Source organism: Pseudomonas sp. A6 (assembly GCF_052367875.1).
Lineage (GTDB): Bacteria > Pseudomonadota > Gammaproteobacteria > Pseudomonadales > Pseudomonadaceae > Pseudomonas > Pseudomonas citronellolis.
On sequence record NZ_CP198970.1, the window covers coordinates 1,203,997 to 1,228,797 of the forward strand.

General features: G+C 67.7%; 19 protein-coding genes. 7 read left to right on the forward strand and 12 right to left on the reverse strand.

The genetic code is table 11. The features are described from left to right. Nucleotides 1-447 precede the first annotated feature (447 nt). Nucleotides 448-1,611 carry a type III PLP-dependent enzyme gene (locus ACTWJ5_RS05485; RefSeq protein WP_043315266.1) on the forward strand — a complete coding sequence of 388 codons (1,164 nt, stop codon included), beginning with the start codon at nucleotides 448-450 and terminating at the stop codon, nucleotides 1,609-1,611. A gap of 670 nt (nucleotides 1,612-2,281) precedes the next feature. On the opposite strand, the gene ACTWJ5_RS05490 is transcribed toward ACTWJ5_RS05485, so the two are convergent. The 3 genes from ACTWJ5_RS05490 to ACTWJ5_RS05500 all read right to left on the reverse strand — a co-directional run bounded on the left by ACTWJ5_RS05490 (nucleotide 2,282) and on the right by ACTWJ5_RS05500 (nucleotide 5,665). Next, complete coding sequence (locus ACTWJ5_RS05490) at nucleotides 2,282-4,072, reverse strand: phosphoethanolamine transferase CptA (protein WP_256514337.1); 1,791 nt, start codon at nucleotides 4,070-4,072, stop codon at nucleotides 2,282-2,284. Nucleotides 4,073-4,188: 116 nt separating this feature from the next. Then, nucleotides 4,189-4,983, reverse strand: a complete 795-nt coding sequence (locus tag ACTWJ5_RS05495) for a tetratricopeptide repeat protein (RefSeq protein WP_064582032.1) — start codon at nucleotides 4,981-4,983, stop codon at nucleotides 4,189-4,191. Nucleotide 4,984: 1 nt separating this feature from the next. Then, nucleotides 4,985-5,665, reverse strand: a complete 681-nt coding sequence (locus ACTWJ5_RS05500) for a Fe2+-dependent dioxygenase (RefSeq protein ID WP_116422636.1) — start codon at nucleotides 5,663-5,665, stop codon at nucleotides 4,985-4,987. Between the two features lie 203 nt (nucleotides 5,666-5,868). On the opposite strand from ACTWJ5_RS05500, the gene ACTWJ5_RS05505 reads away from it, so the two are divergent. Both ACTWJ5_RS05505 and ACTWJ5_RS05510 read left to right on the forward strand, forming a co-directional pair. Further along, a complete protein-coding gene (locus ACTWJ5_RS05505) occupies nucleotides 5,869-8,118 on the forward strand; it encodes a TonB-dependent receptor (protein ID WP_069861898.1) in 2,250 nt (749 codons plus the stop codon). 90 nt (nucleotides 8,119-8,208) lie between these two features. Further along, nucleotides 8,209-10,752: a PepSY domain-containing protein gene (locus ACTWJ5_RS05510; protein WP_444439535.1), complete on the forward strand. Its 2,544-nt coding sequence runs from the start codon at nucleotides 8,209-8,211 to the stop codon at nucleotides 10,750-10,752. A 61-nt stretch (nucleotides 10,753-10,813) separates the two neighbouring features. On the opposite strand, the gene lpxO is transcribed toward ACTWJ5_RS05510, so the two are convergent. After that, nucleotides 10,814-11,713, reverse strand: a complete 900-nt coding sequence (gene lpxO / locus ACTWJ5_RS05515) for a lipid A hydroxylase LpxO (protein WP_009617712.1) — start codon at nucleotides 11,711-11,713, stop codon at nucleotides 10,814-10,816. 144 nt (nucleotides 11,714-11,857) lie between these two features. Here lpxO and ACTWJ5_RS05520 point away from each other — a divergent pair, with 144 nt between their 5' ends. From ACTWJ5_RS05520 to ACTWJ5_RS05530, 3 genes are read left to right on the forward strand one after another with little or no spacing between them, the layout of a single operon-like run. Further along, nucleotides 11,858-12,613: a 5-oxoprolinase subunit PxpA gene (locus ACTWJ5_RS05520; protein ID WP_009617713.1), complete on the forward strand. Its 756-nt coding sequence runs from the start codon at nucleotides 11,858-11,860 to the stop codon at nucleotides 12,611-12,613. Continuing rightward, nucleotides 12,610-13,287 carry a 5-oxoprolinase subunit PxpB gene (gene pxpB, locus ACTWJ5_RS05525; RefSeq protein WP_444437698.1) on the forward strand — a complete coding sequence of 226 codons (678 nt, stop codon included), beginning with the start codon at nucleotides 12,610-12,612 and terminating at the stop codon, nucleotides 13,285-13,287. The genes ACTWJ5_RS05520 and pxpB overlap by 4 nt, the downstream gene beginning before the upstream one ends. Beyond that, a complete protein-coding gene (locus tag ACTWJ5_RS05530; protein ID WP_444437700.1) occupies nucleotides 13,284-14,204 on the forward strand; it encodes a biotin-dependent carboxyltransferase family protein in 921 nt (306 codons plus the stop codon). Before pxpB ends, ACTWJ5_RS05530 begins: the two co-directional genes overlap by 4 nt. On the opposite strand, the gene ACTWJ5_RS05535 is transcribed toward ACTWJ5_RS05530, so the two are convergent. Beyond that, nucleotides 14,201-14,683 (reverse strand): Lrp/AsnC family transcriptional regulator, encoded by a 483-nt coding sequence (locus tag ACTWJ5_RS05535; RefSeq protein ID WP_064582039.1) that lies wholly within the window; start codon nucleotides 14,681-14,683, stop codon nucleotides 14,201-14,203. The two genes, ACTWJ5_RS05530 and ACTWJ5_RS05535, sit on opposite strands and share 4 nt — an antisense overlap. Before the next feature lie 137 nt (nucleotides 14,684-14,820). On the opposite strand from ACTWJ5_RS05535, the gene ACTWJ5_RS05540 reads away from it, so the two are divergent. Next, nucleotides 14,821-15,447: a LysE family translocator gene (locus ACTWJ5_RS05540; protein ID WP_444437702.1), complete on the forward strand. Its 627-nt coding sequence runs from the start codon at nucleotides 14,821-14,823 to the stop codon at nucleotides 15,445-15,447. A 520-nt stretch (nucleotides 15,448-15,967) separates the two neighbouring features. Here the strand turns inward: ACTWJ5_RS05540 and ACTWJ5_RS05545 are convergent. The 7 genes from ACTWJ5_RS05545 to ACTWJ5_RS05575 form a co-directional block, all read right to left on the reverse strand. Next, nucleotides 15,968-16,939 carry a peptide ABC transporter ATP-binding protein gene (locus ACTWJ5_RS05545; RefSeq protein WP_116422629.1) on the reverse strand — a complete coding sequence of 324 codons (972 nt, stop codon included), beginning with the start codon at nucleotides 16,937-16,939 and terminating at the stop codon, nucleotides 15,968-15,970. After that, nucleotides 16,939-17,910, reverse strand: coding sequence for an ABC transporter ATP-binding protein (locus tag ACTWJ5_RS05550; RefSeq protein WP_444437705.1), 972 nt, complete (start codon nucleotides 17,908-17,910; stop codon nucleotides 16,939-16,941). The genes ACTWJ5_RS05545 and ACTWJ5_RS05550 overlap by 1 nt, the downstream gene beginning before the upstream one ends. 124 nt (nucleotides 17,911-18,034) lie before the next feature. Further along, a complete protein-coding gene (locus tag ACTWJ5_RS05555) occupies nucleotides 18,035-18,946 on the reverse strand; it encodes an ABC transporter permease subunit (protein ID WP_444437707.1) in 912 nt (303 codons plus the stop codon). A 10-nt stretch (nucleotides 18,947-18,956) separates the two neighbouring features. Continuing rightward, nucleotides 18,957-19,967 (reverse strand): ABC transporter permease subunit, encoded by a 1,011-nt coding sequence (locus ACTWJ5_RS05560; RefSeq protein ID WP_444437709.1) that lies wholly within the window; start codon nucleotides 19,965-19,967, stop codon nucleotides 18,957-18,959. Nucleotides 19,968-20,031: 64 nt separating this feature from the next. After that, nucleotides 20,032-21,615, reverse strand: a complete 1,584-nt coding sequence (locus ACTWJ5_RS05565; RefSeq protein ID WP_444437711.1) for an ABC transporter substrate-binding protein — start codon at nucleotides 21,613-21,615, stop codon at nucleotides 20,032-20,034. 10 nt (nucleotides 21,616-21,625) lie between these two features. After that, on the reverse strand, nucleotides 21,626-23,005 hold the full coding sequence (locus ACTWJ5_RS05570) for an OprD family porin (protein WP_043272324.1): 1,380 nt from the start codon (nucleotides 23,003-23,005) through the stop codon (nucleotides 21,626-21,628). 145 nt (nucleotides 23,006-23,150) lie between these two features. Then, entirely contained in the window at nucleotides 23,151-24,752 is a 1,602-nt protein-coding gene (locus ACTWJ5_RS05575; protein ID WP_444439537.1) for an ABC transporter substrate-binding protein, read from the reverse strand. Between the last annotated feature and the right edge of the window lie 49 nt (nucleotides 24,753-24,801).

Here is a 24,801-nt window from a genome sequence, read left to right on the forward strand (position 1 = left end):
GCGTGACGATGCTGGGGATGAACCCTCGTCGCTGTCCCCGGTCTGTCAAAAAGAAGGGGGATGATCGGGGCGTTCCGAAACCCCTGGAAAGCCCGTGCTGTGCGGTATTCCGTGCATTTTGTCGAGTATCTAGAACAGTCAACCGGCCAGGCGACAAAGGGATTCGGGAAAGCGGCAATTTCTGGTTGAACTCACGGACTTCAGGTCCTAAAGTTCGCGCCCGAACGTCCATGCTGGAAACGATCCATCCGGCTCAAGTACTGACGACGAGAGTCTGCCTGACTAATCAGTTCAGTGGTTTCTGCGAGCCCTTCGCAGAAAGCGCCGGGCACCAGGTGATACTCGGCGACATGCCTTGGGAAGTAGGCGAACCAAAGTGGGGAAACGGATTAGACGTTCAGCTTCACCCCTACGTATCCATGTGTTTTGCCATTGGGAGTCCCAACCATGTCCATCAAGGTCGAGGATTACTTCGCCCCTGAAACCTTCCAGCGTATGAAGGCATTTGCCGACAAGCAGGAAACCCCCTTCGTCGTCATCGACAAGCAGACCATCGCCGACGCCTACGACCAGCTGACCCACTGCTTCCCGTTCGCCAAGGTGTACTACGCGGTCAAGGCCAACCCGGCCACCGAGATCACCGAGCTGCTGCGCGACAAGGGCTCGAACTTCGACATCGCCTCGATCTACGAGCTGGACAAGGTGATGAAGACCGGCGTGGGCCCGGAGCGCATCAGCTACGGCAACACCATCAAGAAAGCCAAGGACATCCGCTACTTCTACGAGAAGGGCGTGCGCCTGTTCGCCACCGACTCCGAGGCCGACCTGCGCAACATCGCCAAGGCCGCGCCGGGCTCGAAGGTCTACGTGCGCATCCTCACCGAGGGTTCGACCACCGCCGACTGGCCGCTGTCGCGCAAGTTCGGCTGCCAGACCGACATGGCCATGGACCTGCTGATCCTCGCCCGCCAGCTGGGCCTGGTGCCCTACGGCATCTCCTTCCACGTCGGCTCGCAGCAGCGTGACATCTCCGTGTGGGATGCGGCCATCGCCAAGGTCAAGGTGATCTTCGAGCGCCTGAAGGAAGAAGACGGCATCGAGCTGAAGATGATCAACATGGGCGGCGGCTTCCCGGCCAACTACATCGCCAAGACCAACGACCTGGAAACCTACGCCGAGGAAATCATCCGCTTCCTCAAGGAAGACTTCGGCGACGACCTGCCGGAGATCATCCTCGAGCCGGGCCGCTCGCTGATCGCCAACGCCGGCATCCTGGTCAGCGAAGTGGTGCTGGTGGCGCGCAAGTCGCGCACCGCGGTGGAGCGCTGGGTGTACGCGGACGTGGGCAAGTTCTCCGGCCTGATCGAAACCATGGACGAGTCCATCAAGTTCCCGATCTGGACCGAGAAGAAGGGCGAGATGGAAGAAGTGGTGATCGCCGGCCCGACCTGCGACAGCGCCGACATCATGTACGAGCACTACAAGTACGGCCTGCCGCTGAACCTGGCCGCCGGCGACCGCCTGTACTGGCTGTCCACCGGCGCCTACACCACCAGCTACAGCGCGGTGGAATTCAACGGCTTCCCGCCGCTGAAGGCCTTCTACATCTGAGCCGCAGCTGAACCGAAGAAACCCCGCTGATGCGGGGTTTTTTCTTTTGTCCCCGGCAGTTGTCCTGCCGGTTGCGCGTAGGAGCAGCTGTCTATTGGGTTCCCGCGTTCGCGGGAATGACGTCGGAAAACACGATTCTTACCCCGTCATTCCCGCGAACGCGGGAACCCAGTGGTGGTGATGGGTATCGCTTCGCTCAACCCATCCTACGGGCGTAGTGTTTGCCGGAGGGTGTAGGAGCGGCTTTTCGTAGGAGCGAGCTTGCTCGCGAACCAACCCTCCGGCACCGTGCCAGCCCGGTTCGCGAGCAAGCTCGCTCCTACGAAGAGCACCTCGGCGCAGCCTACAGTTCCAGGAAAGCACGGGCGTAGGAGCGGACCCTGTCCGCGATAGCCGGAGGTATCGGCGCGATTCGCGGATGAGATCCGCTCCTACGCTGCCCCACCCACGCCATACCCATGTAGTAGGAGCGCGCCCTGCGCGCGAAATCGCGGGCAGGGCCCGCTCCTACAGTTCCAGGGACGCACGGGCGTAGGAGCGGACCTTGTCCGCGATAGCCGGAGGTATCGGCGCGATTCGCGGATGAGATCCGCTCCTACGCTGCCCCACCCACGCCATTCCATGTAGGAGCGCGCCCTGCGCGCGATTCGCGGGCAGGGCCCGTGCGGCCTCAACCCTCGTTGGCCTGGCGCACTTGTACGGTGGCCGGCGCCTTGCTTGCCTTGGCCAACTGCTGGTCGCCCATTGCGTTATCCAGCGGCAACTTGTCGAACTCGTGCAGGCCGTTCTTCGCGTAGGGATCGCCGATCCAGCGCGGCGCCGCGACGAACTCGGGGCTGACCAGGCTCTTGCCCGGCTCGTAGCGGTCGTAGCTCAGGCCCGCCAGGTCGGACAGGGTGTGGATCAGGTGCGAGCTGCTGTAGGGCCTTCCGCTCAGCGCCTGCAGGTCGCGCGGGTGGGCCTGTTGCCAGCTCTGCGAGGTCCAGAGCAGGAAGGGGATGGTGTACATCGGCCGTGTCGGGTCGCCCTCGTTGCGCCCCAGGCGATCGTGCTTGCCGGAGCTGAAGACCTCCTCGCCATGGTCGGAGAGGTACACCAGGAAGCCGTTCGGCTCGCTGGCGGCGTAGCGCTTGATCAGGCTGGCGACCACGAAGTCGTTGTGCAGCACCGCGTTGTCGTAGGCGTTGTAGGTGTCCGCCTGATCGTCCGAGAGCCCGGCCGGCACGCCCTGGCGGTCCTTGAAGCGGGCGAACGCCTCGGGGTAGCGGTAGCGGTAGTCCATGTGGGTGCCCAGCAGGTGCACCACGATGAGTTTCTTCGGCGCCGGGTCCTTGAGCACCTGCTCGAAGGGCGCGAAGACCACGTCGTCGTACTGGCGGGCGTTCTGGTTGCGCTGGTTGTTCAGGTAGAACTGCTCGTCCGTCTGCTGCGAGAAGGTGGTGAGCATGGTGTTGCGCTTGGTCATCGTCTGCTGGTTGGTGATCCAGAAGGTCTTGTAGCCGGCCTGCTTCATCAGGTTGATCAGCGACGGGTCGGTGAGGAAGCGGTCCGGGTGCTGCTCGTCGCCGAAGGTGAGGATCTGCTGCATCACCTCGATGGTGTAGGGGCGCGGCGAGACCACGTCCTTGAACACCGTCAGGTTGCGGTCGTCGGCGGCCAGGGCGTCGAGGTTCGGCGTGGTCGGCCGGTCGTAGCCGTACAGGTGCATGTGCTCGCGGGTGGTGGATTCGCCCAGCACCAGCACCAGGGTGCGCGGCGCCTCGCCGCTGCCATCCTTGAGGTTCTTCAGCGGCGGCAGCGCGGCGTTGCGCTGCAGCAGCTTCTGCATGTTGTCCAACTGCTGGCGGTATTGCGCGTAGCCCACCACCAGTTGCCAGGGCACCGCCGGCTCCATGCGCTGCTGCACCTTCTCCAGGGCCTGGGCGAAGCTGCGCTCCTGGCTGACCATCTGCTTGTAGAAGGGGTAGGCCAGGTTCGCCGCCACCAGCAGCACGGCCAGGGCCACCCGGGCCGGCGCCGGCATGCGCAGCGGGCGCACGCGCCGCCACAGCAGCACCGCCACCGCGGTATAGAGCAGCAGCGCCAGGCACAGCCAGGTGCTGAAGTACTGGCTGAAGTATTCGCCGGCCTCGGCTGTGTTCGACTCGAACATGACGAAGATGACGCTCTGCGAGAACTCCTGGTGGTAGATGCCGAAGTAGCTCAGGCCCACCAGCGAGGCCGCCCACAGCACCAGGCCGATCAGCGCCGCCAGGCCGCGGGTGAAGCGCGGCAGCAGCAGCGGCGGGGCCAGCCACAGGCTGCTGAGGAAGAAGGCGTCGCGGAAGCCGGCGAAGCCGGTGGTGCCGCTGAACAGGATCAGCGCCTGGGTGACGCCGGAGAAATACCAGAAGAACAGCAGCAGCCAGCCCAGGCCGGCCCAGTCCACCTTGCGGCGTGAGGGGGTGGTTGCAGTCGACACGCTTGCCTCGTCTTGCCAGGGGCCGCCCGTGCGGGGCGGTCAGTTGGGCAGCGAGCCTAGCGGGGGGCGTGTGAAGGGCGAGGCAAGGGCGTGTGAAAAAAACGTCAAGAAAGCGCTTACAGGCGCTTGAGCGCCGCGGCGAACAGGTCGGCGTCGGCCGTCTCGCCGAGTTCCGCGGCGCGTCGGTAGTAGGCCAGGGCCAGGCTGCGCAGTTCCGCCTGCGGCGCCCGTTCCAGCTGCTCGCGGGCCACCCGCAGGAAGTTCAGGTTGCCGCCCTCCAGGGCGCGCAGCAGCCAGTAGCGCGCGTCCTCCACCTCGCCCCGTTCGGCCAGTGCCGCGGCGTGGCTGAACTGGCCGCGGAAGTCGCCGGCCACCGCCGAGCGGCGGTACCACTCGCGGGCCTGCTCGGGGTCGCGCGGCACGCACAGGCCCTCCTCGTAATGGCGGCCGACCAGGTTCATCGACTTGGCGTGGCCGAGGTCGGCGGCGCGCCGGTACAGCGCCAGGGCATGGGCCGCGTCGCGTGGCACGCCGCGGCCGGTGGCCAGCAGGTTGGCCAGGTTGTACAGGCCCCAGTCGAGGTCCACGGCCGCCGCGCGGGCGTAGTGCTCGGCTGCCTCGGCGGGGTTGGCGGGCACGCCCCAGCCGTGCTCCAGGCAGCGTCCGAGCATATTGCGCGCCATGGCGTGGCCGCGCTCGGCGGCGATGCGGAACCAGGTCGCCGCCAGCGCGGCGTCGCGCTCGATGCCCTGGCCGTCGAGGAGGATCTGCCCGAGCAGCGCCTGGGCCTCGACGTCGCCCTGGCGCGCGGCTTCGAGGATGGCCGCCGCGGCCTGGCGCGGGTCGCTGGCCAATCGGGCGCGCAGTTGTTCCACCGAGAGCTCTTCGCGTCGGCGCAGAACGAACGCCATGTCAGACCTCGACCCAGCGCCGCAGCAGGTTGTGGTAGGTGCCGGTCAGCTCGACCAGGGCCGGGTGCTCCGGCACGTCGGCGCTGAGCTTCTGGATCGCCTGGTCCATCTGGAACAGCAGGGCGCGCTGGCTGTCCTCGCGCACCAGGCTCTGCGTCCAGAAGAACGAGGCGAAGCGCGCGCCGCGGGTCACCGGCTCGACCTTGTGCAGGCTGGTGCCGGGGTAGAGCACCAGGTCGCCGGCCGGCAGCTTCACGCGCTGCTCGCCGTAGGTGTCCTGGATGACCAGTTCGCCGCCGTCGTAGTCCTCGGGGTCGCTGAAGAACAGCGTCGAGGAGAGGTCGGTGCGCACCCGTTCGCGGCCGCCCTGCACGTCGCGCACGGCGTTGTCGATGTGGAAGTCGAAGTTGCCGCCGCCGGTGTAGCAGTTGAACAGCGGCGGGAACACCTTGTGCGGCAGGGCCGCGGACATGAACAGCGGGTTCTGCCACAGGCGCAGCAGCATGGCTTCGGAAATCTCGCGGGCCAGCGGGTGGTCCTGGGCCAGCTGCAGGTTGTGCTTGGCCTTGGCCGACTGGTAGCCGGCGGTGACCTTGCCGTCGCCCCACTCGGCCTGCTCCAGGGCGGTGCGGATGCGGGTCACCTCGTCGCGGGTGAACAGGCCGGGAATGTGCAGCAGCATGGCGGGGCTCGGTCAAATGAAAATCCGACGCCGATGATAGACATTTGCATTTGCAGCGTATAGCGGAGGTGGCGAACGGTCGCACGGGGTAAATGTAAATGTTGTAAATAAAGTGCGTCTGATAATATTTACTAATTGATACAGATTCTCGTTTTGCACTAGATTGCGCCGCCTTCAGCAAGTCCCTGGGGAGGGAACTTTCGATGTCGCGTCAATCTGTCGAAGCCACCAGCGCTCCGCGCCTGCTGGTCTCCGCCGTCGGTGTGGCCATCACCGCCATGTCCGGCAGCCACTTCGCCCAGGCGGCGGAGTCCACCGAGAAGAAGCCCGCACAGGATGTGCTGTCGCTGGATGCCGACACCGTCGTCGGCCAGCAGGGCGAAGAAACCTACAACGTCCAGCAGTCGGCCTCGCAGAAGTACACCGCGCCGCTGCTCGACACGCCCAAGACCGTCACCGTGATCCCGCAGCAGGTGATCAAGGACACCGGCGCCCTGACCCTGGTCGATGCCCTGCGCACCACGCCCGGCATCACCTTCGGCGCCGGCGAGGGCGGCAACCCGGCGGGCGACCGTCCGTTCATCCGCGGTTTCAACGCCGAGAGCGACACCTTCCTCGACGGCATGCGCGACGTCGCCTCGCAGACCCGCGAAGTGTTCAACATCGAGCAGATCGAAGTCAGCAAGGGCCCGGGCTCGGCCTACACCGGCGCCGGCTCCACCGGCGGCAGCCTGAACCTGGTGAGCAAGACCGCCAAGCTGCAGGACTTCAACGACGCCAGCTTCACCTACGGTTCCGACCAGACCCACCGCACCACCCTGGACGTCAACCACACCCTGGGCGACAACGCGGCCTTCCGCCTGAACCTGATGAAGCACGAAGCCAACGTCGCCGGCCGTGACGACGTCAGCGTCAGCCGCTGGGGCGTGGCGCCGACCATCACTTTCGGCTTCAACACCCCGACCCGCGCGACCTTCTCCTACTACCACCTGGCCACCGACGACATCCCGGACTACGGCCTGCCGCTGACCAACGTCGACCGCAGCAAGCACAACCCGAGCAAGCCGGCCTCGGTCGACCGCGACAACTTCTACGGCCTGACCCACCGCGACTACCGCAAGAGCACCACCGACAGCGGCACCTTCCGCATCGAGCACGACCTCAACGACGACCTGACGCTGTCCAACAGCTTCCGCATGGTCCGCACCACGCTCGACTACGTGGTCAGCAACCCCGACGACAGCCGCGGCAACGTCGCCAACGGCTACGTCTATCGCTCGTCGAAGAACCGCAACTCCACCTCCAAGGGCTGGGTCAACCAGACCGACCTGAAGGCCACCTTCGACACCGGCAGCATCCAGCACAGCCTGGTGACCGGCCTGGAGTTCAGCTACGAGGACGTGCACAACCGTCCCTACGTGGTGACCCCGGGGGCCGCGGGCAACACCTGCAACGCCGCCCTGCTGGCCAGCGGCGACTGCACCAGCCTGGCCAACCCGACGCCCAAGGACCCCTGGACCGGCAGCATCGTCGACAGCCAGGCCTACACCGACACCGATACCAAGACCTCGGCCGTCTACGTGTTCGACACCCTCAAGCTCAACGAGCAGTGGGACCTGAACCTGGGCCTGCGCTACGACGACTTCGACACCGAGTCCAGTGGCTACAGCACCGGTGGCCGCGGCTCGGCGCCGGGCAACTTCAAGCGCGAGAGCAACACCCACTTCTGGAACTACCAGACCGGCCTGGTCTACAAGCCGCTGCCCAACGGCAGCATCTACCTGGCCTGGTCCACCTCCAGCAACCCCAGCGGCGAGACCGCAGGCGAGGGCGGCCAGGAAGTCAGCGCGGCCAACACCAGCCTGGACCCGGAACGCAACCGCAACCTGGAGCTGGGCACCAAGTGGGACTTCTTCGACGAGGCGCTGTCGCTGAACGCCGCGGTGTTCCGCACCGACAAGACCAACGCCCGCGTCGCCGACCCGGACAACAGCTCCTTCCAGGTGCTCGACGGCGAACAGCGCGTGCAGGGCGTGGAACTGGGCTTCAGCGGCCAGCTGACGCCCAAGTGGAAGGTCTTCGGCGGCTACACCTACCTGGATAGCGAGATCCGCAAGTCGACCACCAAGTCCGACGAAGGCAACCGCATGCCGCAGGTGGCACCGAACAACTTCACCCTGTGGACCACCTACGAGGTGCTGCAGGACCTGACCATCGGCGGCGGCACCACCTATGTGGACAAGCAGTTCGGCAACACTGCCAACTCGACCTACATCCCGTCCTACTGGCGCTACGACGCCATGGCCAGCTACAAGCTGAGCAAGAACGTCGACCTGCAGCTGAACGTGCAGAACCTGACCGACAAGCGTTACTTCGACCAGGTCTACAGCACCCACATGGCCCACGTGGCCCCGGGCCGCACGGCGCTGCTGGGGGTGAACCTGCACTTCTGATCGCACGGCCTTCCGTGCACCCCGCCCGTTGCTCCTTCGGGCGGGGTTTTCTATTGTTTGGCGCCCCGCGCCCGAGGTGAGAGCAAGGTGTTGAAGAAAGTCTGGTTCCAGCTGCATTGGTTCTTCGGCATAAGCGCCGGCCTGGTGCTGGCCCTGATGGGCGTGACCGGGGCGGCGCTGTCGTTCCAGGACGAACTGCTGCGCGCCTTCAACCCTGCCAGCCTGACGGTGCAGGAGCAGCCCGGCGGCACCCTGGCGCTGGACGAACTGGTGCGGCGGGTGGAGTCCGCCGAGCCGGGCAAAAAGGTGTCCTTCGTCTGGGCCAAGGTCGACGGCGACGAGGCCGCGCGCATCTTCTTCACCCCGCCGCCGGGCCAGCGCCGCGGCGAATCGCGCTACGTCGACCCCTACACCGGTGCCTCGCTGCCGGCGCCGTCCGGGGAAGGCTTGTTCATGTTCATCATGCAGCTGCACCGCTTCCTGGCCCTGGGCGAGTTCGGCAAGCAGGTGACCGCTGCCTGCACCCTGATCCTCATCTATTTCTGCCTCTCCGGCCTGTACCTGCGCTGGCCGCGCAAGACCCTGAGCTGGCGCGCCTGGCTGGCCCTGGACTGGCGCAAGAAGGGCCGCGCCTTCAACTGGGACCTGCACGCCGTGGCCGGCACCTGGTGCCTGGCCTTCTACCTGCTGGCCTCGCTGACCGGCCTGTACTGGTCCTACGACTGGTACCGCGGCGCGCTGTTCAAGCTGCTCGACGACGCCCCGGCCGGCCAGCAGCGCCAGGGCGGCCGCGGTGGCCGTGGTGGCGAAGCGCCCAAGGGGCCGCCGCTGGAAGTGGACTACAGCGCCCTGTGGAACACCCTGCGCAGCACCGCCGGCCCTGGCCTTGAGGCCTACAACCTGCGCCTGCCGCCGGTGGGTGGGCAGCCGGCCACGGTGTTCTACCGCCTGGACGACGCTGCCCACGAACGCGCCTTCAACGAAATGCGCATCGATCCGAAGAGCGGCCGCCTGCTGGGCGACAAGCGCTACGCCGACAGCAGCTTCGGCAAGCAACTGCTGACCAGCGTCTACGCCCTGCACGTGGGCAGCTACTTCGGTATGCCCGGGCGCATCCTGATGATGCTGGCGAGCCTGGCCATGCCGCTGTTCTTCGTCACCGGCTGGCTGCTCTACCTCGACCGCCGGCGCAAGAAGAAGGCCGCCCAGGCCGCCCGCGTCGAACTGGCTGGCGCCGGCGGCGCCGATGCCTGGCTGGTGGGCTACGCCAGCCAGAGCGGCTTCGCCGAACAACTGGCCTGGCAGAGCGCCGGGCAGCTGCAGGCCGCGGGCCTGGCGGTGCGCGTCGAGCCCCTGGCGCGCCTGGACCGCCAGCAGCTGGAGCAGACGCGCAACGCGCTCTTCGTGGTCAGCACCTTCGGCGACGGCGAGGCCCCGGACAGCGCCCGCGGCTTCGAGCGCAAGCTGCTCGGCGAAGCCGCCGGCCTCGGCCAGCTGCGCTTCGCCATGCTCGCCCTGGGCGACCGCCAGTACCAGGCCTTCTGCGGCTTCGCCCGGCGCATGCAGGGCTGGCTGCAAGGGCAGGGCGCACAGCCGCTGTTCGACGGCGTGGAAGTGGACAACGGCGACGCCGCTGCCCTGCGCGAGTGGCAGCAACACCTGGCGCAACTGACCGGCGTGGCCGCGCCGACGCCCTTCGCCGCGCCGCAGTACGAGCTGTGGAGCCTGGCCGCCCGCGAACACCTCAACCCCGGCAGCCAGGGCCAGTCCACCTGGCTGCTGCGCCTGCAGGCGCCGGCCGGCAGCAGCGCCGACTGGCGCGCCGGCGACCTGGTGGAAATCCTTCCGCAGCACCCGCGCGAACGCGTGCTGGCGTGGCTGGCGCGCCTGGGCGTGGATAGCATGGCCTGCGTCGAAGTCGAGGGCGGCAGCATGGCCCTGGCCGATGCCCTGACCGGGCGCGAGCTACCGGTTTCCCTCGGCCACCTGGTCGGCCTGCACCCGCAGGCGCTGCTGGACGCCCTGGTGCCGCTGGCGGCGCGGGAATACTCCATCGCCTCGCTGCCCAGCGACGGCGCCCTGGAACTGATCGTGCGCCAGGAACGCCACCCCGACGGCAGCCTGGGCGTGGGCTCCGGCTGGCTCACCGAATACCTGCAACCCGGTGCCGGCCTGGCCCTGCGCCTGCGCCGCAACGCCGGCTTCCACCTGCCGGAGGAAGACCGCCCGCTGATCCTGATCGGCAACGGCACCGGCCTGGCCGGCCTGCGCTCGCTGCTGCGCGCCAGCATAGGCGCGGGCCGCCGACGCAACTGGCTGCTGTTCGGCGAACGCAACCGCGAGCACGACTTCTACTGCCGCGAAGAGCTGGAGGACTACCTGCTGAGCGGCGAACTCCAGCGCCTGGACGTGGCGTTCTCCCGCGACCAGGCGAGCAAGGTCTACGTGCAGGACGTGCTGCGTGAACGCGCCGAGGAATTGAGGCAGTGGCTGGAGGAAGGCGCCGCGATCTACGTCTGCGGCAGCCTGGAAGGCATGGCCGGCGGCGTGGACGCGGTGCTGCGCGAAGCGCTGGGCGACCTGGCGGTGGAAGCGTTGCTGGAAGAAGGGCGCTATCGGCGGGATGTTTATTAAAGAGGCTGAAGGCTGAAGGCGGAAAGGCTCTTACCTCCAGCCTTCAGCCTCCAGCGGCTCTTCAAACCCAGAGAATGAACGCCAGGATCGCCCCGAAGAACGCCCACTTCTGCAGGTAGTACAGCTTGCGGTTGCGCTTCTTCAACGCCTTGCCCTGCAGGCGGATCTTGTACAGCGTGCCGAAGGCGCGGTTGATGCCGCCGGTCTTGTCGCCGTCGTCGTTGGGCGAGGCGGCGGCGGCCATCACGTTGCGGCTGAACCAGCGGTTGAAGGCCTGCGCCCAGCGGTACTTCAGCGGCCGCTCGACGTCGCAGAAGAGGATCACCCGGTCGTGCTCGGTGGTGTTCTCGGCGTAGTGGATGTAGGTCTCGTCGAACACCACGGCCTCGCCGTCCTTCCACGCATAGCGCTGGCCGTCCACCTCGATGAAGCAGCCCTCGTCGTTCGGCGTGAACAGCCCCAGGTGGTAGCGCAGCGAGCCGGCGTAGGGGTCGCGGTGGCGCACCAGGCGCGAGCCCGGCGGCAGCTCGGCGAACATCGCCGCCTTCACCGAGGGGATTTCCCGCAGCAGCGCGGTGGTCTGCGGGCAGACCACGTCGGCCGAGGGGTGGGCGTCGTCGTACCACTTCAGGTAGAAGCGCTTCCAGCCGGTCTTGAAGAAGGAGTTGAAGCCGACGTCGTTGTACTGCTCGGAGCGCTTGATGCTGCCGGCCTCGCGCAGGCGCAGTGCCTCGGCGCGGATGACTTCCCAGTTGTCGGTGAGCTTCTGCATCTCCGGGAAGGCGTTGGGCGTCAGGTACGGCGTGTTGGGCACCCTGGAGAACAGGTACATGAAGCAGTTCAGCGGGGCGAGGAAGCTGGAGTGGTCGCTCAACTGCCGGGACAGCTTGTGGCGGACCTTGCCGCGTACGTGCACATAGGCGATGCAGGCCGCGTAGGCAGCCAGGATCAGGGCTTTCATCTTCGAGTCGATGGCTTTCGGCGGGAGGAAGCGAAGGATATTACTCCCCTGAATCGTTACTGAATATTCCTAAGACTAAATGATGGCCCTCTGGTTTACCCTAGGGATGTTTCCGAAACTCGCCGGCGAAGTCGAGGCAGTATCATGACCGATCAGTCAACTCGCATCCTGCTCAACTGCGACATGGGGGAAAGCTACGGCGCCTGGCGCATGGGCGACGACGTCCACGCCATGCCGCTGATCGACCAGGCCAACCTGGCCTGCGGCTTCCACGCCGGCGACCCGCTGACCATCCAGCGCACCGTGCGCCTGGCGGTGGAGCAGGGCGTGAGCATAGGCGCGCACCCGTCCTACCCCGACCTGGCCGGCTTCGGCCGCCGCCATCTGAGCTGTTCGCCGGAAGAGGTGCAGGCCCTGGTGCTGTACCAGGTGGGCGCGCTGGACGCCTTCTGCCGCGCCGCCGGCACCCGCGTCGACTACGTGAAGCCCCATGGCGCGTTGTACAACGACCTGGTGCGCGACGACGCCCTGCTGGCAGCGGTGCTCGATGCCTGCGCGGCCTACCGCAAGGGCCTGCCGCTGATGGTCCTGGCCCTGGCCGACAACCGCCGCGAACTGGCCCTGGCCGACGCCGCCGACGTGCCGCTGATGTTCGAGGCCTTCGCCGACCGCGCCTACCTGCCCGACGGCCAGCTGGCCCCGCGGCGCCTGGCCGGCGCGGTGCACCACGAGCCGCAGCGCATCCTCGACCAGGCCCTGGCCATCGCCCGCGGCGAGCCCTTCCCGGACATCGATGGCAACCCGCTGCGGCTACGTGCCGACAGCCTCTGCGTGCACGGCGACAACCCCGAATCCCTGGCGGTGCTGCGGCGCCTGCGTGGCCTGCTGGACGCCGCATGATCCGCGTCGAGCCCTTCGGCGCCGAAGCCCTGCTGCTGACCCTGGCCGAACGCCCGGATGCGCACCTACCGTTGCGCATCGCCGCTCTGGCCGAACGCCTGCGCGCGGCCCTGGGCGAGGTGCTGACCGACCTGGTGCCGGGCTGGACCACGCTGCTGCTGCACTACGACCTGCGCTGCACCGAGCCCCTCGACCTGCAGCGCCGCCTGGCTCCGTTGCTGGCGGACTGGCCCGGCCCCGAGCCGAGCGACGACGCCGGGCGCCTGCATGAAATCGGCGTGTGGTACGCCGGCGAGGACCTCGACGAGGTGGCCCGGCGTTGTGGCCTGCGGCGGGACCAGGTGATCGAGCTGCACAGCGCCCGCGAGTACCGCGTCGGCGCCATCGGTTTCGCGCCCGGCTTCGCCTACCTCGGCGAGCTGGACGAGCGCCTGGCCCTGCCGCGCCGGGCCAACCCGCGCATCCGCGTGGCGGCCGGTAGCCTGGCCATCGCCGAGCGGCAGACCGCGGTCTATCCACAGGCCTCGCCGGGCGGCTGGCACCTGCTGGGGCTCACCGCGCAGCGTCTGTTCGACCCGCACCAGGAGCCGCCGTGCCCGCTGGCGGTGGGCGACCGGGTGCGTTTCCTGCCCCTCGACGAGGCTGCCTTCCGCCGCGCCGGAGGCCGCCCATGAGCGACCTGCGGGTGCTCAAGGCCGGCCCGCTGAGCCTGCTGCAGGATGCCGGCCGCCACGGCTGGCAGCATCTCGGTGTTTCCACCGGCGGGCCTGTGGATATCCATGCCGCGGCCTGGGCCAACCATCTGCTGGGCAACGCCTGGGGCACGCCGCTGCTGGAGGTAGCCCTCGGCGGCCTGCGCCTGCGGGCCGAAGCGGACTGTTGGCTGGCGCTGTGCGGTGCGCAAGTGCCGATCCGCGTGGACGGCGAAGCGCGCCCTGGCTGGTCGCGCTTCGCCCTGCGCGCCGGGCAGGAACTGGAACTGGGCTTCGCCGCCAGCGGCCAGCGCGCCTACCTGGCGGTGGCGGGCGGCTTCCGCGTCGAACCCGTGCTGGGCAGCGTCGCCACCCAGCGCCGCGAGGGCCTGGGCGGCCTGCACGGCGACGGCCGGGCGCTGGAGGAGGGCGACCTGCTGCCTTGCGCGGCTAGCGGTGCAGCCTTCGAACGCGGCGCCAGCGTGCCCTGGCCCTACGTGCCGGACTACCGCGAGACGCCGGTGCTGCGCGTGCTGCCCGGCGGCGACGTCTTCGAGCCGGAGCAGCGTGCCGCCTTCTTCGAGCGCACCTGGCAACTCAGCCCGCAATCCGACCGCATGGGCGCACGGCTGCACGGCGAGCCGATCCGCGCACCCAGCCGGCAATGGTCGCTGGGCATGGTCCGCGGCGCCATCCAGGTGCCGCCGGACGGCCAGCCCATCGTCCTGCAGGCCGACCATCAGAGCATGGGCGGCTACCCGCTGCTCGGTTTCGTCCACCCCCTGGACCTGGGCCGCCTGGCGCAGTGCCCGGCCCACGCCGAGGTGCGCTTCGCCGAGACGACGCTGGAAGCAGCGCAGGATGAACTGCGGCGCTTCTACCGTTTCTTCCGCGGCTAGCGGGGCAGGTGCTGCAGGGGCAGCGGCGCCGATTCCTTGAGGGTGCTGATGGCGAAGTTGCTGCGGATGTCGCTCACCCCCGGCAGCTTCAGCAGGGTGCCGGTGAGGAAGTGCTCGTAGGCGCGCAGGTCCGGCACCACCACCTGCAGCAGGAAGTCCGATTCGCCGGAGACCAGGTGCACCGAGATCACCTCGGGCAGGTCGACCACTGCGCGGCGGAAGGCTTCGGCCTGTTCCTCGTGGTGGCGCTCCACCTTGATCCCGACGAACACCGTCAGGCCCAGGCCGACCTGGTCGCGGTCCAGGTCGGCGCCGTAGCGGCGGATCACCCCGGCCTCTTCCAGCAGGCGCACGCGGCGCAGGCAGGGGGAGGGCGACAGGCCGATGGCCTCGGCCAGTTGCACGTTGCTCAGGCGGCCGTCGCGTTGCAGGGCGGCGAGGATGCGGTGGTCGTAGGCGTCCAGTTTGTGGTTTGGCATATCTGGCCAGCTTTCAGGATTTGGATTGGCAGATCATGCCAAAACCAGATGGACTGGCAAGCCGAATACGCAAGCACCTGCCCCGGCCTTCGGGCATAGAATCCTTGACCGGAGTCCCTTGCTGCGGAGTGCGAACCATGGATTTCGGCGTCTTCCTGCTGGCCCTGGCGATGGTCTACCTGCTGCCCGGGCCGGACATGCTCCTGCTGCTGCACACCGGCACCAGCCGCGGCGGCCGCACGGCCCTGGTCACCGCCCTGGGCCTGGCCACGGCGCGGGGCTGCCATGTGGTATTGGCTGGTGCCGGGCTGGCGCTGTTGTTCCGCAGCGTGCCCTGGACCTTCGATGTGGTGCGTTTGGCTGGCGCGGCCTACCTGGCCTGGCTGGGGTTGCGCATGTTGCTGGCGCGGTCGTCGTTGACGGGCATCGAACCTGTGGCCGAGGTTCAGGCGCGGGGTTGGCGGCGGGCCTTTGGCAATGGGTTGCTGACCAATCTGCTCAATCCCAAGGCGTTGTTGTTCTGTTCGGTGCTGTTGCCGCAGTTCGTGCGGCCGGATGCGGGGCCGTTGGCGTTGCAGTTTGGCGTGCTGGGGGCGGTGTTGGTGGGGGTGGGGTTGGTGTTCGATAGTTTCTATGCGTTGAGCGGGGCGCGGTTGGGGCGTTGGCTGGAGCGGCATGCCTTGGCGCAGCGGGTGCAGCAGTGGGCTTTTGCTTCGTTGCTGATCGGGTTCGGGGCGCGGTTGGCTTTGTTGAGGGAGGTGTAGGAGCGAGCTTGCTCGCGAATGGATTTTGCCGGGGGTTGTGGGGTTGGGCGGGTTCGCGAGCAAGCTCGCTCCTACAAGAGGGGGGTGAGTGTGTGGGGGAGTTGTGGAGTACAGGGATGCTCCGTTCCCCTCACCCCAGCCCTCTCCCGGAGGGAGAGGGGGCTTGTCCGTGCCGGTTGGGGGTGAAGTTTCAGCCGGATGTCACAGCGTCCGGCTGACTCCGAAATATCAGCACACCCCGAACGGCCCCTCTCCCGGAGGGAGAGGGGGCTTGTCCGTGCCGGCTGGGGGTGGGGTTTCAACCGGATATCACAGCGTCCAGCTGACTCCGAAATATCAGCACACCCCGAACGGCCCCTCTCCCGGAGGGAGAGGGGGCTTGTCCGTGCCGGCTGGGGGTGAAGTTTCAGCCGGATGTCACAGCGTCCGGCTGACTCCGAAATATCAGCACACTCCGAACGGTCCCCTCTCCCTTTGGGAGAGGGTTAGGGTGAGGGAGCGGAGCCCAGCATTAGCACCATTACCCCAGAAACTGCTCCGCATGATGGCAAGCCACCTGCCGCTCATCCAGCAGCCGCAGTTCCGGCACTTCCACCTTGCAGCGCTCCGTCGCATAGGGGCAGCGCTTGTGGAAGGCGCAGCCGCTGGGCGGGTTGAGCGGGTTGGGCAGTTCGCCCTGGATCTTGATCTTCGGTTTGCTCGGGTCCGGGTGGATCGCCGGGGTGGCCGAGAGCAGGGCGCGTGTGTAGGGGTGCAGCGGGCGTTCGTAGAGCTTGTCCGCCGGGCCCATCTCCGCCGGGCGGCCGAGGTACATCACCAGCACGTCGTCGGCCACGTGGCGCACCACCGCCAGGTTGTGGGAGATGAACACGTAGGCGGTGCCGAACTCCTGCTGCAGGTCCATGAACAGGTTGAGCACCTGGGCCTGGATGGACACGTCCAGCGCCGAGGTCGGCTCGTCGGCCACCAGCACCTTGGGCTGCAGCATCATGGCGCGGGCCAGGGCGATGCGCTGGCGCTGGCCGCCGGAGAACATGTGCGGGTAGCGCTGGTAGTGCTCCGGGCGCAGGCCCACCTGCTGCATCATCGCCTGCACCCGCTCGCGGCGTTCGCTGCGCGACAGGCTGGTGTTGATCAGCAGCGGCTCGCCGAGCTGGTCGCCGATCTTCTGCCGCGGGTTGAGCGAGGCGTAGGGGTTCTGGAACACCATCTGCACGTCGCGGCGCAGTTGCTTGCGCTGCTCGTGGCTGGCGCCCTTCACTTCCTGGCCGGCGATGCGCAGGGAGCCGGAAGTGGGTTCCTCGATCAGCGTCAGGGCGCGGGCCAGGGTCGACTTGCCGCAGCCGGATTCGCCGACCACCGCCAGGGTCTTGCCGGCCTGCAGTTCGAAGGACACGCCGTTGAGGGCGCGGACCAGGGCGTGGGGCTTGAACAGGCCCTGGGCGATGTCGTAGTGGCGGGTCAGGTCGCGGGCGGTCAGTACGGCTTCCATCAGACCACCTCCTTCAGGTTCAGCGGGTAGTAGCAGCGCACCGCGCCGCGGACGTGGGGTTCCAGGGCCGGGCGGACGGCGCGACAGTTGTCCTGCACGTAGGGGCAGCGCGGCGACAGCAGGCAGCCCTGCGGCCGGTCGTAGCGCCCGGGGACGATGCCGGGCAGGGTGGCCAGGCGTTCCAGGCCTGCGCTGTGCTCGGGAATGGCCTTGAGCAGCGCCTCGGTGTAGGGGTGGGTGGGCAGGTCGAACAGCGCCGGCACCTGGCCGATCTCCACCGCCTGGCCGGCGTACATCACGCAGACGCGCTGGGCGGTCTCGGCGACGACGGCGAGGTCGTGGGTGATCAGGATCAGCGCCATGCCCTGGTCGCGCTGCAGGTTCAGCAGCAGTTCCATGATCTGCGCCTGGATGGTTACGTCCAGGGCCGTGGTGGGCTCGTCGGCGATCAGCAGCTTGGGCTCGCCGGCGATGGCCATGGCGATGGCCACGCGCTGGCTCATGCCGCCGGAGAGCTGGTGCGGGTAGGCGTCCAGGCGCTGGGCGGCGCCGGGGATTTCGACCTTTTCCAGCAGTTCCAGGGCGCGCTGGCGCGCGGCCTTGCCGCGCAGGCCCAGGTGCAGGCGCAGCACTTCCTCGATCTGGAAGCCCACGGTGTAGCTGGGGTTGAGCGCGGTCATCGGGTCCTGGAAGACCATGGCGATGTCCTTGCCGACGATGCTCCGGCGCTCGCGGCCCTTGAGCTTGAGCATGTCGCTGCCGTCGAAGCGCAGGGTGTCGGCGGTGATGCGCCCGGGGGCGTCGATCAGGCCCATCAGCGCCATCATGGTCACCGACTTGCCGGAGCCGGACTCGCCGACGATGGCCAGCACTTCGCCCTTGTCGACGTTCAGGTCGAGGCCGTCGACCACGGGCACGGCGTCGGCGCCGCCGAAGCGCACCGAGAGGTTGCGGATTTCCAGGAGGCTCATACGGCGGTCTCCAGCGAATTCTTCCTGTAGGAGCGAGCTTGCTCGCGAACGGCGGTATGGCGGGGAGGCAGGTTCGCGAGCAAGCTCGCTCCTACGAAAAGCGCAGTCTTCATCGGGGTCATCCTCACGCCGCGCTCTTGAGTTTCGGGTCCAGCGCGTCGCGCAGGCCGTCGCCTACCAGGTTGATGGCCAGCACGCTGAGCAGGATGGCCAGGCCCGGCAGGCTCACCACCCACCAGGCGCGCTCGATGTAGTCGCGCGCCGAGGCCAGCATGGTGCCCCACTCCGGGGTCGGCGGTTGCACGCCGAGGCCGAGGAAGCCCAGGGCGGCGGCGTCGAGGATGGCCGAGGAGAAGCTCAGGGTGGCCTGGACGATCAGCGGCGCCATGCAGTTGGGCAGCACGGTGACGAACATCAGCCGCCAGAGGTCGGCGCCGGCCAGGCGCGAGGCGGTGACGTAGTCGCGGTTGACCTCGCCGAGCACCGCCGCGCGGGTCAGGCGCACGTAGGAGGGCAGCGAGACCACGGCGATGGCGATCACGGTGTTGAACAGCCCCGGGCCGAGCACCGCGACGATGGCCACCGCCAGCAGCAGCGAGGGCAGCGCCAGCATGATGTCCATCAGGCGCATGATCACCGGGCCCAGGCGGTTCGGCGAGAAGCCGGCGACCAGGCCCAGCACCAGCCCCGGCAGCAGCGAGATGACCACCGAGCTCAAGGCGATCAGCAGCGACAGGCGGGCGCCGAAGATCAGCCGCGAGAGCATGTCGCGGCCCACTTCGTCGGTGCCCAGCAGGAACTGCCCGGTGCCGCCTTCCAGCCACACCGGCGGGGTGAGCAGGAAGTCGCGGAACTGCTCGCTGGGGTCGTAGGGCGCCACCCAGGGCGCGAACAGCGCGCAGAAGACGATCAGCACCATGAACGCCAGGCCGCCCACCGCACCCTTGTTGTGCGCGAAGGCTTGCCAGAACTCTTTCAGGGGCGAGGGGTAGACCAGGCTCGGGTCGCCGGCGGGAGCGTTTTGCATGGAATTCATCGCGGGCTCCTCAGCGTTGGTGGCGGATGCGCGGGTTGACCAGGCCGTAGAGGATGTCCACGGTGAAGTTGACCAGGATCACCAGGGTGGCGACCAGCAGGATGCCGTTCTGCACCACCGGGTAGTCGCGGCGGCTGATGGCGTCGATCAGCCACTTGCCGATGCCCGGCCAGGAGAAGATGGTCTCGGTCAGCACGGCGCCGGCCAGCAGCGCGCCGACCTGCAGGCCGAACACGGTGAGCACCGGGATCATGGCGTTGCGCAGGGCGTGCACGAACACCACGCGGGCCGGCGACAGGCCCTTGGCGCGGGCGGTGCGCACGTAATCCTCGCGCAGCACCTCGAGCATGGCCGAGCGGGTCATGCGGGCGATCACCGCCAGCGGGATGGTGCCCAGCACGATGGCCGGCAGGATGAGGTGGTGCAGGGCGTCGAGGAAGGCGCCCTCCTCGTCGGAGAGCAGCGTGTCGATGAGCATGAAGCCGGTCTTCGGCTCGATGTCGTAGAGCAGGTCCAGGCGCCCGGACACCGGCGTCCAGCCGAGGGTCACGGAGAACAGCATGATGAGGATCAGGCCCCACCAGAAGATCGGCATCGAGTAGCCGGCCAGGGAGATGGTCATCACCCCGTGGTCGAAGATCGAGCCGCGCTTGAGCGCCGCTATCACCCCCGCCAGCAGGCCGAAGGTGCCGGCGAAGAGCATGGCGGCGATGGCCAGCTCCAGGGTCGCCGGGAACAGCGTGAGGAACTCGTGCCAGACGCTGTCGCGGGTCACCAGGGATTCGCCGAGGTTGCCCTGGGCGAGGTTGCCGACGTAGTCCAGGTACTGCTGGTACAGCGGCTTGTCCAGGCCCAGGCGGTGCATGGCCTCGGCGTGCATCTGCGGGTCGACGCGGCGCTCGCCCATCATCACCTCGACCGGGTCGCCGGGGATCATGCGGATCAGCGCGAAGGTCAGCAGCGTGACGCCGAAGAAGGTGGGAATGAGCAGGCCGAAACGGCGTGCGATGAAACTCAGCATGGTGGGGGCGGACTCCTCATCACGCGGCTGCCCGCGGGGATAACGCGGGCGCCCGTTTTTATTGTCACTTCACCCGGGTTTCGGCGAAGTTGTTATTGCTCAGCGGGCTGATGGTGTAGCCCTCGATATTGCTGCGGCGCACATTGAACAGCTTAGGATGCGCCAGGGGAATCCAGGGGGCCTGTTCGTGGAATATCTTTGTCGCCTTTTCATAAAGTTCCTGCCGTTTCGACCGCTCGTCGGTGCGCCGGGCCTGCTGGATCAGTGATTCGAAGGCCGCATCGCACCAGCGCGCCTGGTTTTCCCCGGACCTGGCCGCCGCGCAGCTGAGGTTGGGGCTGAGGAAGTTGTCCGGGTCGCCGTTGTCGCCGGCCCAGCCGAGCAGCGAGAGGTCGTGCTCGCCGGCCTTGGAGCGCTTGAGCAGCTCGCCCCATTCCAGCGAGCGGATCTGCAGCGCGATGCCGACCTTGGCCAGGTCCGCCTGCATCATCTGTGCCGCCAGCGCCGGGTTGGGGATGGTCGGCGAGCTGCCGTTGCGGATGAACAGCGTCAGCTTCAGGCCGTCGTCCACCCCGGCTTCCTTGAGCAGGGCCCGGGCGCGCCCGGGGTCGTGCGGCCAGTCCTGCAGCTGCTTGTTATAGCCGAGCAGCGTCGCCGGGTAGGGGTTGATAGCCGGCGTCGCCGCGCCGGGGCCGAACACCGCCTCCAGCAGCGCCGGCTTGTCGATGGCCAGGTTGATGGCCTGGCGCACCCGCGCATTGTCCAGCGGCTTGTGCTGGGTGTTGAGGGCCACGTAGGTGGTCAGCAGGGCGTCGGTGCTGTCCACCGCCAGGTTCGCTTCCTTCTGCAACTGCGGCACGTCGGCCGGCTTCGGGTAGAGCGCCACCTGGCACTCGCCGCGGCGCAGTTTCTGCATGCGCACGTTGGGGTCGAGGGTGATGGCGAACACCAGGTTGTCGATGGCCGGCTTGCCGCCGAAGTAGTCCGGGTTGGCCTTGTAGCGCACCTGGGCGTCGCGGGCGTAGCGGCTGAAGACGAAGGGGCCGGTGCCGACGGGCTGGGCGTTGAGCTGTTCCTGCTTGCCGGCCTTGAGCAACTGGTCGGCGTATTCGGCCGAGTAGATGGAAGCGAAGCCCATGGCCATGTCGGCGAGGAAGGGCGCTTCCGGGTGGTTGAGGGTGAAGCGCACGGTCAGGTCGTCGAGCTTGTCCACCGACTTGATCAGCTCGCCCATGCCCATGGCCTCGAAGTAGGCGTAGCCGCGCGGCGCCGAGGCGTGCCAGGGGTGCTGCGGGTCCAGGGCGCGCTGGAAGCTCCAGAGCACGTCGTCGGCGTTCAGCGTGCGGCTGGGCTTGAAGTACCCGGTGCTGTGGAACTTCACCCCCGGGCGCAGGTGGAAGGTGTAGGCCAGCCCGTCGGGGCTGGCCTCCCAGCGCTGCGCCAGGGCCGGCACGACCTCGGTGGTGCCCGGGCGGAACGCCACCAGGCGGCTGAACACCGTCTCGGCGGCGGCGTCGGCGGTGACCGCGCCGGTGTACTGGACGATGTCGAAACCCTCCGGGCTGGCCTCGGTGCACACCACCAGGTTCTGCGCCAGCGCGGGGCCGGCGCCGAGCGCCAGGAGCAGGGGCAGGTAGCGCGGGATCATGCGGGTTCTCCTACAGCAGGTCGAAGGGGAAGGTGCTGACCAGGCGGACCTCGTCGACGCTGCCGTCGACCTGGTTCTGGCTGGCCAGGTGCTTCATGTACATCAGGCGGAACTTGCTGCGCTTGAGCGGGCCGTCCTGGACCACGTAGGTGCCCATCAGGCCCAGTTCGTGGTGCTTCTCGCCGTCCTGGCCGCGGACCTCGGCGTAGTTGCCGTAGGCGCCGTTGCGATCGCCGTCGTAGTGGGTGCCGTCGATGTCCCAGCCCTTGGCGTACCACACCGCGGTGCTCAGGCCGGGCACGCCGTAGGGCGCGAAGTCGGTGCCGTAGCGCAGCTGCACGGACTTTTCGTTGGGACCGTTGTAGTCCGACAGCAGCGAGTTGGCCAGGTAGATGGCCGAGGTCTCGTGCACGTAGTCGAAGTACTCGTTGCCGTCCACCTGCTGCCAGCCGAGCATCAGGCTGTGGGCGCCATGGCTGAGGGTGAAGGCCAGGCTCCAGGTGTCGTTGTCGATGTAGCCGGCCTCGCGGTTGCCGGTGTCGCGGGTGCTGTAGAGGTTGAAACTGGTGTTCAGGGCCAGGCTCTGCGCATCGCCCAGGTCGTGGGAGAAGCCGAGGTAGTACTGGTTCCAGACGTCCTCGAAATGCCCGCCGTAGGCGCTCACCGAGAGGTTATCGGCGACCTTGTAGGTGCCGCCGAGGTAGCTGTAGCGGTCGCCCTTGACCTGGCGCGTTCCGTACTCGGTGGTGAAGTCCTCGTCGCCCGCCCCGGTGCGCGGGCTGGCGCGGGTGAAGCTGCCGGCCTGCAGCGAGAGGCCGGCCAGCTCCTCGCTGAGCAGGCCGACGCCGTTGAAGCTCGACGGCAGGGCGCGGTTGTCGATGCTGTTGAACACCGGCGTCTCCACCTGGAAGCGCCCGGCCTTGAGTTCGGTGTTGGAGACGCGCAGGCGCAGGTTGGCGATACCCAGCTTCGACCATTCGTCCACCGCCTCGCCGTCGCTGTGGGCCAGGGTGCGGTTGCCGCCGCCGCCGATCACGCCCTTGCCGCGCTCCAGGTTGATGGCGTTGAAGCCGGCCACGTCGAGGCCGAAGCCGACGGTGCCCTGGGTGTAGCCGGAGCTGTACTGGAGGATGGTGCCCTGCACCCAGGCGCGGCGGCTGTGGGTGAATTCCGAGCCGCCTTCCTTGGGAATGCGGAAGCCGAAGCTGTCGTGCATCTGCTCGCGGGAAAAGAAGTTGCGCGTGCTCAGGGTCAGTTTCTGGCCCTCGATGAAGCCGCTGGCGCCGGCCTGGCCCTTGTTCGCATCATCCTCGGCGGCCTGGGCCTGGCCGAGCAGCCCGGCGCCGATCGCCAGGCCCAGTACAGCGGGTTTGAGGTAGGGACACTGCATGGATTGCTCCTTTTTCTTCTTCGTTGTTGTTCGAGACGGCAAACGCATCCCGCCGCGCCTGCCTGGGCGGGCGCGCGGGGTGTGGGGCAGTGGCGAAACGAAGGGCCGCCCGGTCTGCGCCGGGTCGGCGGGCCGAAAGCCTCGGCTAGGGCTGGTTGCTCACGCCGTAGAAGGTGTTGCGCCCGAAGGGGCTGATGAGGAAGCCCTGCACCGACTTGCGCATGGGCTGGTACACCGTGGAGTGGGCGATGGGGCTGATGGGCAGCTGCTGGGCGAGCAACTGCTGGGCCTGCTGGTAGAGGGCGACGCGCTGGGCGTGGTCGGTGGTGGCCTTGGCCTGCTTGACCAGCTTGTCGTAGGCCGTGTCGCACCGCTTGGAGATGTTGTTGCCGTTGACCGCGTCGCAGCCGTAGAGGGTGCCGAGCCAGTTGTCCGGGTCGCCGTTGTCGCCGGTCCAGCCGAACAGGGCGGCGTCGTGCTCGCCGGCGTGGGCGCGCTTGATGTACTCGCCCCACTCGTAGCTGACGATCCTGGCCTTGATGCCGACCTTGGCCCAGTCGGCCTGGATCATCTCGGCCATCAGCTTGGCATTGGGGTTGTACGGGCGCTGCACCGGCATGGCCCAGAGGGTGATCTCGGTGCCTTCGGCGATGCCGGCCTGCTTCAGCAGTTCCCGGGCCTTCGCCGGATCGTAGGCCTGGCCCTTGATGGATTCGTCATAGGACCACTGCGTCGGCGGCATGGCGTTCACCGCCAACTGGCCGGCGCCCTGGTAGATGGCGTCGATGATCGCCGGCTTGTTCACCGCCATGTCCAGCGCCTGGCGCACCTCGACGCGGTCCAGCGGCTTGTGGGTGACGTTGTAGGCGATGTAGCCGAGGTTGAAGCCCGGCTGCGAGGGCATGTTCAGGTTTGCGTCCTGCTTCAGCGAGGCCAGGTCCGCCGGGCGCGGGTTGAGGCTGATCTGGCATTCGCCGGCCTTGAGCTTCTGCATGCGCACCGAGGCGTCGGTGTTGATGGCGAAGATCAGGTTGTCCAGGCGCACGTCCTCGGGCTTCCAGTAGTCCTTGTTGCCCTTGAAGCGGATCAGCGCGTCCTTCTGGTAGCGGCTGAGCACGAAGGGCCCGGTGCCGATGGGCTTCTGGTTGATCTCGCTGGCCTTGCCCCGGGCGAGCAACTGGCCGGCGTATTCGGCGGACTGGATGGCCGCGAAGCTCATGGCCAGGTTCTGGATGAAGGCGGCGTCGACCTCGTTGAGGACGAAGCGGACACTGTAGTCGTCGAGCTTCTCCACCCTGGCGATGTTGCGGTCCAGGCCCATGTCGGTGAAGTAGGGGAACTCGGTGGGGTAGGCCTTGCGGAACGGCTGGTCCTTGTCGAGCATGCGCTCGAAGGTGAAGACCACGTCGTCGGCGTTGAATTCGCGGCTGGGCTTGAAGTAGTCGGTGGTGTGGAACTTCACGCCGTGGCGCAGGTGGAAGGTCCAGGCCTTGCCGTCGGCGCTGGTCTCCCAGCTTTCGGCCAGGGCCGGCACGGCCTCGGTGCCGCCGCGCTCGAACTGCACCAGGCGGTTGAACAGGGTTTCCGACGTGGCGTCGTAGTCGGTGCCGGTGGTGTACTGGCCCGGGTCGAAGCCGGCCGGGCTGCCTTCGGAGCAGTACACCAGGGTGTTGCCGGCGAAGCTCGCCGAGCTGGCCAGCAGCAGGCCGCCGGCGACCAGTGAATGCATGGAGTTACGACGCTTCATACGCATGCCTAACCTCGTTGTTCTTTTTCTGAGGGAGCCGGGCGCGGGC

What these genes read in the sequence shown, in the direction of transcription:
- ACTWJ5_RS05485 (WP_043315266.1), top strand. Translation starts at nt 448, where the DNA reads ATGTCCATCAAGGTCGAGGATTACTTCGCCCCTGAAACCTTCCAGCGT.
- ACTWJ5_RS05495 (WP_064582032.1), bottom strand. Translation starts at nt 4,983, where the DNA reads ATGGCGTTCGTTCTGCGCCGACGCGAAGAGCTCTCGGTGGAACAACTG.
- ACTWJ5_RS05500 (WP_116422636.1), bottom strand. Translation starts at nt 5,665, where the DNA reads ATGCTGCTGCACATTCCCGGCCTGTTCACCCGCGACGAGGTGACCCGC.
- ACTWJ5_RS05505 (WP_069861898.1), top strand. Translation starts at nt 5,869, where the DNA reads ATGTCGCGTCAATCTGTCGAAGCCACCAGCGCTCCGCGCCTGCTGGTC.
- lpxO (WP_009617712.1), bottom strand. Translation starts at nt 11,713, where the DNA reads ATGAAAGCCCTGATCCTGGCTGCCTACGCGGCCTGCATCGCCTATGTG.
- ACTWJ5_RS05520 (WP_009617713.1), top strand. Translation starts at nt 11,858, where the DNA reads ATGACCGATCAGTCAACTCGCATCCTGCTCAACTGCGACATGGGGGAA.
- pxpB (WP_444437698.1), top strand. Translation starts at nt 12,610, where the DNA reads ATGATCCGCGTCGAGCCCTTCGGCGCCGAAGCCCTGCTGCTGACCCTG.
- ACTWJ5_RS05530 (WP_444437700.1), top strand. Translation starts at nt 13,284, where the DNA reads ATGAGCGACCTGCGGGTGCTCAAGGCCGGCCCGCTGAGCCTGCTGCAG.
- ACTWJ5_RS05535 (WP_064582039.1), bottom strand. Translation starts at nt 14,683, where the DNA reads ATGCCAAACCACAAACTGGACGCCTACGACCACCGCATCCTCGCCGCC.
- ACTWJ5_RS05540 (WP_444437702.1), top strand. Translation starts at nt 14,821, where the DNA reads ATGGATTTCGGCGTCTTCCTGCTGGCCCTGGCGATGGTCTACCTGCTG.
- ACTWJ5_RS05545 (WP_116422629.1), bottom strand. Translation starts at nt 16,939, where the DNA reads ATGGAAGCCGTACTGACCGCCCGCGACCTGACCCGCCACTACGACATC.
- ACTWJ5_RS05550 (WP_444437705.1), bottom strand. Translation starts at nt 17,910, where the DNA reads ATGAGCCTCCTGGAAATCCGCAACCTCTCGGTGCGCTTCGGCGGCGCC.
- ACTWJ5_RS05555 (WP_444437707.1), bottom strand. Translation starts at nt 18,946, where the DNA reads ATGAATTCCATGCAAAACGCTCCCGCCGGCGACCCGAGCCTGGTCTAC.
- ACTWJ5_RS05560 (WP_444437709.1), bottom strand. Translation starts at nt 19,967, where the DNA reads ATGCTGAGTTTCATCGCACGCCGTTTCGGCCTGCTCATTCCCACCTTC.
- ACTWJ5_RS05565 (WP_444437711.1), bottom strand. Translation starts at nt 21,615, where the DNA reads ATGATCCCGCGCTACCTGCCCCTGCTCCTGGCGCTCGGCGCCGGCCCC.
- ACTWJ5_RS05570 (WP_043272324.1), bottom strand. Translation starts at nt 23,005, where the DNA reads ATGCAGTGTCCCTACCTCAAACCCGCTGTACTGGGCCTGGCGATCGGC.
- ACTWJ5_RS05575 (WP_444439537.1), bottom strand. Translation starts at nt 24,752, where the DNA reads ATGAAGCGTCGTAACTCCATGCATTCACTGGTCGCCGGCGGCCTGCTG.